This is a genomic window from Mesorhizobium sp. M7A.F.Ca.US.006.04.2.1 (assembly GCF_004022915.1).
GTDB classification, from domain to species: domain Bacteria; phylum Pseudomonadota; class Alphaproteobacteria; order Rhizobiales; family Rhizobiaceae; genus Mesorhizobium; species Mesorhizobium ciceri.
Window position 1 is genome coordinate 1 of record NZ_RZQA01001398.1, and the last position, 931, is coordinate 931.

The window sequence follows — 931 nt, forward strand, 5'->3', positions numbered from 1 at the left end:
GGTAGGAGCGGTAACGGCTGAAGCAGGAATCGACATGGTCGGCCGAAAGCGCTTCGCCGTCATCGTCGGCAAGGTAGACGCCAAGGCCAGCGCCGTTTTCCCCGCCATCGCCGGCGGCCGGCTGGCCGGCCTGACCGGCGGCTTCGAGATAGGGCGAGATGCAGGGGCGCAGCTGCCCGCTGTAGGAAAGATAGCTGTTGTCGTCCGGATGGTAGGAGCGATAGCGGCTGGCGCACCAGGCGAGATGCGGAGACGGCAATTCCGCCGCCTTGGGCGCGATGGCGCCGGTGACCGTCGGGTCGGGCGGTGTTTCCTGCGGTTTGGCGGGGATGTCGGGCGGCGCCGGCTGGGCGGCCGGCAGGCGTTCGAGGCCCTGCCCGGCTTTGTTCACCGGCCGCGCCTTCTTGGTCCACAGCTCCGCCACGCTGACGGTGGCCGTTGCCTGGCGCGGCGGCTTTGCGGCAAGCAGCCAGGCGGCGAAGCCCAGTCCGCTGCCGAAGACCGCAAGGGTCAGCACGAAGCCGCAGACCAGTCCCAAAACCGCTTTCACGACACGCTCCTTCAGTCCCTGCTCATAGAATGCGGGGCCTCAAGGCTGGTTCCAGAAAAACGCTGGCGCGCGCGCCGGCGTTGCCGCCGGGCGCAGCCGCCAAGGGAGGCTCAAAACCCCGCCCAGACACAGTTCAGAAACAATATTCAACAGTTCGGAAAAACTGCCGAAAAGATCGGATGGCATAAGCATCCCACAACAACTGGAAAAATGGCCGTGCCGGGCAATGCCCGGCCTGGACGGGAAAGTATGGAAATGGATCACGGTGTCGATGTCGCCGAACTGGACGCGGAACGATCGGGGCTGGAAAGCGGCCCGGCAGGTGTCGCTGCGCTGGTAAGAACGGCTCCCGCGACAGCCAGGCGCGGGCAAATCCTGACG

At 66.0% G+C, this 931-nt stretch carries 2 protein-coding genes; both read right to left on the reverse strand.

Going from position 1 to position 931, the window contains the following annotated elements:
• A partial coding sequence (locus EN925_RS37600) for a BA14K family protein (protein WP_164894752.1) occupies window positions 1-550 on the reverse strand: 550 nt, incomplete at its 3' end.
• A 39-nt stretch (window positions 551-589) separates the two neighbouring features.
• Window positions 590-931 (reverse strand): hypothetical protein (locus tag EN925_RS40005; RefSeq protein WP_164894753.1); only part of this gene is annotated, 342 nt, incomplete at its 5' end.